Origin of the sequence: Streptomyces odonnellii (assembly GCF_000981895.1) — a bacterium.
GTDB lineage: Bacteria > Actinomycetota > Actinomycetes > Streptomycetales > Streptomycetaceae > Streptomyces > Streptomyces odonnellii.
Genome location: NZ_LATD01000258.1, coordinates 1 through 7027 on the forward strand (window position 1 = coordinate 1; position 7027 = coordinate 7027).

The 7027-nt window shown below is 70.5% G+C and carries 7 protein-coding genes; all 7 read left to right on the forward strand.

The window, feature by feature from the left end; all coding sequences use genetic code 11:
- Positions 1 to 70: 70 nt before the first annotated feature.
- The 7 genes from ruvC to WH07_RS23225 all read left to right on the forward strand — a co-directional run bounded on the left by ruvC (position 71) and on the right by WH07_RS23225 (position 6670).
- Positions 71 to 640: a crossover junction endodeoxyribonuclease RuvC gene (ruvC, locus tag WH07_RS23195; RefSeq protein ID WP_046503347.1), complete on the forward strand. Its 570-nt coding sequence runs from the start codon at positions 71 to 73 to the stop codon at positions 638 to 640.
- Positions 637 to 1263 (forward strand): Holliday junction branch migration protein RuvA, encoded by a 627-nt coding sequence (gene ruvA, locus WH07_RS23200; RefSeq protein WP_046503350.1) that lies wholly within the window; start codon positions 637 to 639, stop codon positions 1261 to 1263. The genes ruvC and ruvA overlap by 4 nt, the downstream gene beginning before the upstream one ends.
- Positions 1264 to 1351: 88 nt before the next feature.
- Entirely contained in the window at positions 1352 to 2431 is a 1080-nt protein-coding gene (gene ruvB, locus WH07_RS23205) for a Holliday junction branch migration DNA helicase RuvB (RefSeq protein ID WP_046503352.1), read from the forward strand.
- 166 nt (positions 2432 to 2597) lie between these two features.
- Entirely contained in the window at positions 2598 to 3098 is a 501-nt protein-coding gene (yajC, locus tag WH07_RS23210; protein ID WP_046503355.1) for a preprotein translocase subunit YajC, read from the forward strand.
- Positions 3099 to 3238: 140 nt separating this feature from the next.
- Positions 3239 to 5011 carry a protein translocase subunit SecD gene (gene secD / locus WH07_RS23215; protein ID WP_046503357.1) on the forward strand — a complete coding sequence of 591 codons (1773 nt, stop codon included), beginning with the start codon at positions 3239 to 3241 and terminating at the stop codon, positions 5009 to 5011.
- 1 nt (position 5012) lies between these two features.
- Positions 5013 to 6128, forward strand: coding sequence for a protein translocase subunit SecF (gene secF, locus WH07_RS23220; protein ID WP_046503360.1), 1116 nt, complete (start codon positions 5013 to 5015; stop codon positions 6126 to 6128).
- A complete protein-coding gene (locus WH07_RS23225; RefSeq protein WP_046503362.1) occupies positions 6125 to 6670 on the forward strand; it encodes an adenine phosphoribosyltransferase in 546 nt (181 codons plus the stop codon). Before secF ends, WH07_RS23225 begins: the two co-directional genes overlap by 4 nt.
- Positions 6671 to 7027: the final 357 nt, after the last annotated feature.

Below are 7027 nucleotides of genomic sequence, written 5' to 3' on the forward strand. Positions count from 1 at the left end.
GTGCTGAGCAGCGCTGATCATCCGTGGCGGCACAGGGGCGACCACGGGGTGGGAGCGAGGGGAGGGCACGATGCGGGTGCTGGGCATTGACCCCGGACTGACCCGGTGCGGTGTCGGCGTCGTCGAGGGCTCCGCGGGACGTCCGCTGACGATGCTCGGGGTGGGCGTGGTCCGTACGCCCACCGACGCCGAGACCGGCGAGCGCCTGGTCGCCATCGAGCGCGGCATCGACGCCTGGCTCGACGAGCACCGGCCCGAACTCGTAGCGGTGGAGCGGGTGTTCGCGCAGCACAATGTGCGTACGGTCATGGGCACCGCCCAGGCCAGCGCCGTCGCCATGCTCTGCGCCTCGCGCCGCGGCATACCCGTCGCACTGCACACCCCCAGCGAGGTCAAGGCCGCCGTCACCGGCAGCGGCCGGGCGGACAAGGCCCAGGTCGGCGCGATGGTGACCCGGCTGCTGCGCCTCGACGCCCCGCCGAAGCCGGCCGACGCCGCGGACGCCCTCGCCCTCGCCATCTGCCATCTCTGGCGTGCGCCCGCCATCAACCGGCTCCAGCAGGCACAGGCGGCGGCCCGCGCCGCCCGGGTCCCCGCCGCCGGACCCACCAGCACATCCGTACGGAAGGCCCCGCGATGATCGCGTTCGTCAGCGGCCCGGTCGCCGCGCTCGCCCCGACCACGGCCGTCATCGAGGTCGGCGGTGTCGGCATGGCAGTCCAGTGCACCCCCGGCACCCTCGCCTCCCTCCAGATCGGCCGCCCCGCGAAGCTGGCCACGTCCCTGGTCGTGCGGGAGGACTCGCTCACCCTCTACGGCTTCGCGGACGACGACGAACGGCAGGTCTTCGAGCTGCTCCAGACCGCCAGCGGCGTCGGGCCCCGGCTGGCGCAGGCGATGCTCGCCGTACACACCCCGGACGCCCTGCGCATCGCCGTCTCCACCGGTGACGAGAAGGCGCTCACGGCCGTCCCCGGCATCGGCAAGAAGGGCGCCCAGAAGCTGCTGCTGGAGCTGAAGGACCGCCTCGGCGAACCGCTCGGTACGGTCATCGGCCGCCAGGGCGCCGCCGCCATGGCCCCCGCCTCCTGGCACGAGCAACTGCACGCCGCGCTGATCGGCCTCGGCTATGCCCCCCGCGAAGCGGACGAAGCGGTCGCGCAGGTCACACCCCAGGCCGAAGCCGCCCTGGCACAGGGGGCCCAGCCTCCCGTACCGCAGTTGCTGCGCGCCGCGCTCCAGAGCCTGAACAGAACGCGTTAGCCGACCGGAGCGCGCCCCGACCGGGCCGGACCGCAACCGGCCCTTCGAGGACCTGCCCCCAAGGCCCTACCCCGAGGTGAGACAGAGAGTGAACTGGGACGACACCGGCGGCGAGACGCCCGACGCCGCGGCGGAGCGGCTCGTCCGCGCCTCCGCGGACGGCGAGGACCAGGCCGTCGAGGCGGCCCTGCGGCCCAAGTCGCTGGACGAGTTCGTGGGCCAGGAGCGCGTCCGCGAACAGCTCGACCTGGTGCTCAAGGCGGCCCTCGCGCGCGGCGCCACCGCCGACCATGTGCTGCTCTCCGGGGCGCCGGGACTGGGCAAGACCACCCTGTCCATGATCATCGCGGCCGAGATGAACGCCCCGATCCGGATCACCTCGGGCCCCGCCATCCAGCACGCCGGCGATCTCGCCGCGATCCTCTCCTCCCTCCAGGAGGGCGAGGTCCTCTTCCTGGACGAGATCCACCGGATGTCCAGGCCCGCCGAGGAAATGCTCTACATGGCGATGGAGGACTTCCGGGTCGACGTGATCGTCGGCAAGGGTCCCGGCGCCACCGCCATTCCGCTGGAGCTGCCGCCCTTCACCCTGGTCGGTGCCACCACCCGGGCCGGACTGCTGCCGCCCCCGCTGCGCGACCGGTTCGGCTTCACCGGCCATATGGAGTTCTACGAGAGCGCCGAACTGGAGCGTGTCATCCACCGCTCCGCCCAGCTTCTCGACCTGGAGATCGACCCCGCCGGCGCCGCGGAGATCGCCGGACGCTCCCGCGGCACCCCCAGGATCGCCAACCGGCTGCTGCGCCGGGTACGGGACTACGCCCAGGTCAAGGCCGACGGACAGATCAACCGCGAGGTGGCCGCGGTGGCCCTCGCGGTGTACGAGGTCGACGCGCGCGGCCTCGACAGGCTGGACCGGGCGGTGCTCCAGGCCCTCCTCAAGCTCTTCGGCGGCGGACCGGTCGGCCTGTCGACCCTGGCGGTGGCCGTGGGGGAGGAGCGTGAGACGGTCGAGGAGGTCGCCGAGCCCTTTCTGGTACGGGAGGGCCTGCTCGCCCGTACCCCCCGCGGCCGGATCGCCACCCCCGCCGCGTGGGCCCACCTCGGGCTCGTACCACCGGAGCGCGCACCCGGCGCGGGCGGACAACAGGGGCTGTTCGGGACGTGACCGCGAAGCCGCACGCCCGGCCAGGAACCCGCGTACGGTGCCGGGCGTTGTTCCAACGACGCGGACTCGCTTAGACTCCGCCGATGCCGCCCCTACAGGTCGGCGTGCCCACCCCCGTATATGACAGGCCGCTCGACAGGCGGTCGTGCGAAGGAAGTTCCCTCCCGTGAGTCTCGTGACCCTCCTCCCCTTCATCGTGCTCATCGGGGCCATGTTCCTGATGACCCGGTCCGCCAAGAAGAAGCAGCAGGCCGCTGTGCAGATGCGCAACGACATGCAGCCCGGCACCGGCGTCCGCACCATCGGGGGCATGTACGCCACCGTGAAGGAGGTGCACGACGACACGGTCCTCCTGGAGGTCGCTCCCGGTGTCCACGCCGTCTACGCCAAGAACGCCATCGGAGCCGTCCTGGACGACGACGAGTACAACCGCATCGTGCACGGCGACGACGCCCTCGCGGCCGACGGTACGGTCGTGCCGGACGACGCCTCCTCACTGATCGACGCCGACGCCACCGCCGCCACGGACGACGCCAAGATCGATCTGGTCAAGGACACGGGGGCGGACGACGACGCCGAGGACGTCAAGGACGCCAAGAGCGCGAAGTCCGAGGACACGTCCGGCAAGACCGGTGACAAGGCCGACGGCGAGGGCGGCGCGAAGTAGTCAGGCCGCGCCCGCGGGCCGTACCGCGGCCCGAGGAGCACGGTCCGTGCTGATTTCCGCTGGGGCAGGTCCCCACAACACTTCGTGGCCGCTCCGGCGCACACCCGGCGTGGGGCGGTTGGACAGGGAGAATCGAGAAGGTGGCAGCACCTAATAAGGGCCGAAGGCAAGCGGGGTCCCCAGGCAGGCCGGGCCGCACCCTGGCACTGTTCCTGATTGCCATGGTCGCCCTCACGGGCGGGATGTTCTGGTCCGGTCATGTCACGCCACGTCTGGGGATCGACCTCGCCGGCGGTACGAGCATCACGCTCCAGGCGAAGAACACACCGGGCAAACCGAACGCGATCAACAAGACCAACATGGACACCGCCGTCAGCATCATCGAGCGGCGTGTCAACGGCCTTGGCGTCTCGGAGGCCGAGGTCCAGACCCAGGGTGACGAGAACATCATCGTCAACATCCCCAAGGGGACGAACGAGAAGCAGGCCCGGGAGCAGGTCGGCACCACCGCCCAGCTCTACTTCCGGCCGGTGCTGACCGTCGCGGCCGGGGGCCAGACCGCTCCGGCGCCCACCGCGAGCGGCTCTCCCAGCCCCTCGGGCAGCCCCTCGCCGAGCACCTCGGCCAGTGGGGAGAAGGCGAGCGAGCCCTCCTCGTCGGCGACCCCGTCGTCGAGCGCCACCACCCAGGGCCGGGCCGTCACCGACGCCCTGAAGAAGGACGACCCCACCCCGACCGGCTCCGCCTCGGGCTCGCCCAGCGCCCCGGCGACCCCCGACCCGGCCGCGACACCGTCCGCGGACCCGGCCACCGCCGCGCTGGAGAAGAAGTTCACGGACCTGGACTGCACCAAAGAGGCCCAGCGCACCAAGGCCAACCAGGGAGCAGCGCCCAAGGACACCATCGTGGCCTGCGGCAAGAACTCCGGGGACCAGTGGGAGAAGTACATCCTCGGTCCCGCCGAGCTGGAGGGCACGGACGTCGACGACGCCAAGGGCGTGCTCGACCCCCAGCGCGGCATGTGGATCGTCACCATGGACTTCACCGGTGGCGGCACCAAGAAGTTCCAGTCCATCACCGGCAAGCTCTCCCAGCAGCAGCCGCCGATGAACCAGTTCGCCATCGTCCTCGACGGCAATGTCGTCTCGGCGCCCTCGGTGAGCCAGACCCTCGGCGGCAGCGCCGAGATCTCCGGCAGCTTCACCCAGCAGTCCGCCCAGGACCTGGCCAACATCCTGTCGTACGGCGCGCTGCCCCTGACCTTCGAGGAGCAGAGCGTCACAACCGTCACCGCCGCGCTCGGCGGTGAGCAGCTCCACGCCGGTCTGATCGCCGGCGCGATCGGCCTCGCCCTGGTGGTCATCTATCTGGTGACCTACTACCGCGGTCTGTCGCTGATCGCCATCCTCAGCCTCGCGGCCTCGGCGGTCATGACGTACACGATCATGGCCCTGCTCGGCCCGGGTATCGGCTTCGCGCTGAACCTGCCCGCGGTCTGCGGAGCGATCGTCGCCATCGGTATCACCGCCGACTCGTTCATCGTCTACTTCGAACGGATAAGGGACGAGATCCGCGAGGGCCGTACGCTCCGGCCGGCCGTCGAGCGCGCCTGGCCGCGTGCCCGCCGTACGATCCTGGTCTCCGACTTCGTGTCGTTCCTCGCCGCCGCGGTGCTCTTCCTGGTCACCGTCGGCAAGGTCCAGGGCTTCGCCTTCACCCTCGGTCTGACCACCGTCCTCGACGTGGTCGTGGTGTTCTTCTTCACCAAGCCGGTGATGACGATCCTCGCCCGCAAGAAGTTCTTCGCCAGCGGACATTCCTGGTCCGGTCTCGACCCCGAGCGGCTCGGCGCCAAGCCGCCGCTGCGCCGTTCCCGCCGTGCAAGCGCCCCCACCGAACCGAAGGAGGCGTGAGATGTCGCGACTCGGCGCACTCGGCGCCAGGCTCTACCGTGGCGAAGTCGGCTACGACTTCGTCGGCAAGCGGAAGATCTGGTACGGGATCTCGATCCTGATCACCATCACGGCCATCGTCGGCCTGGCCGTACGCGGCCTCAACATGGGCATCGAGTTCAAGGGCGGTGCCGTCTTCACCGTCCCGAGCACCAGCGTCTCGGTGGCCCAGGCCCAGGAGGACACCGAAAAGGCCTCCGGGCACGACGCGATCGTCCAGCAGCTCGGCAACGGCGGACTGCGGATCCAGGTCACCGAACTGGACACCAAGCAGGCCGACGCGGTGAAGACCCAGCTCGCCGAGGACCTCAAGGTCGACGAGGCGAAGATCAACGCCGACCTGGTCGGACCGAGCTGGGGCGAGACGATCGCCAACAAGGCATGGACGGGTCTCGGGATCTTCATGATCCTGGTGGTGATCTATCTGGCGATCGCCTTCGAATGGAGAATGGCGGTCGCGGCCCTGATCGCCCTGATCCATGACCTCACCATCACCGTCGGTGTGTACGCCCTCGTCGGCTTCGAGGTCACGCCCGGTACGGTGATCGGTCTGCTCACCATCCTCGGTTACTCCCTCTACGACACCGTCGTCGTCTTCGACAGTCTCAAGGAGGGGTCGAAGGACATCACCAAACAGACCCGCTGGACCTACAGCGAGATCGCGAACCGGTCGATCAACAGCACCCTGGTCCGTTCGATCAACACCACCGTGGTCGCGCTGCTGCCGGTGGCCGGTCTGCTCTTCATCGGCGGCGGTTTCCTCGGCGCCGGCATGCTGAACGACATCTCGCTCTCGCTCTTCGTCGGCCTCGCCGCCGGTGCGTACTCCTCGATCTTCATCGCCACCCCGCTCGTCGCCGACCTCAAGGAACGCGACCCGCAGATCAAGGCGCTGAAGAAGCGGGTGCTCAACAAGCGGGCCGCCGCGGCGGCCAAGGGCGAAGCGGCCGACGGTCCGGCCGACACGGACACCGAAGAGGACACCGAGCCCGGTGAGGCGGCGGCCCCGGCCGCAGCCGCGGCGGCCGGCCCGCGAGGCCGCGGCGCTGGTGGCCGCCCGTCCGGGAGGCGCAGGTGACGGACGACAGCCTCCGGGAGCTGCTGCTCAGCCGTATCCGTGATGTAGCGGACTACCCCGAGCCCGGGGTGATGTTCAAGGACATCACCCCGCTGCTGGCGGATCCGAAGGCCTTCACGGCGCTGACCGACGCCCTCGCGGGGCTGTGCACACGGCACGGCGCCACCAAGGTCGTCGGCCTGGAGGCCCGGGGCTTCATCCTGGCCGCCCCGGTGGCGGTCAAGGCGGGCCTCGGCTTCATCCCCGTACGCAAGGCGGGCAAGCTCCCCGGTGCCACGCTGTCGCAGGCGTACGAGCTGGAGTACGGCTCCGCCGAGCTGGAGGTCCACGCCGAGGACCTGGACGCGGGCGACCGGGTCATCGTCATCGACGATGTGCTTGCCACCGGCGGTACGGCCGAGGCGTCCGTTCAGCTCGTCCGGCGGGCGGGCGCCGAGGTGGTGGGCGTCGCGGTCCTGATGGAACTCGGTTTTCTGGCCGGCCGGCGCCGGCTGGAACCAGAGCTCCGGGGCGCCCCACTGGACGCGCTGATCAAGCTCTGACCAGTCGCGGCGCGGAATATCTGGACAACACGGCACGACGTCGGTACGAACAGACGGGCACCCGGGAACAACCAGGTGCCCGTCCCGCGTTCGGAGGAGCCCCGGTCCTGGGGCGAGAGGGACGCCCGAGGTCGATACCATGGAGGTCCGGGCCTGACCGGGGGACCTGGATCCGCATGAGGAGCGCTCTTGCCAGAAGAGATCCAGCCACTGGCCGCCGCGACGCCCGATCACCACACCGAGCAGGCCGCGGCGGCGACAGCCATGCCGCACGCCGGCGCCGCGGAGAAGGCCGGGCAGAAGGCCGCGCGGCCCCCGGCGGAGATCACCCACGCCCGGCCCACCGAGCCCCTGGCG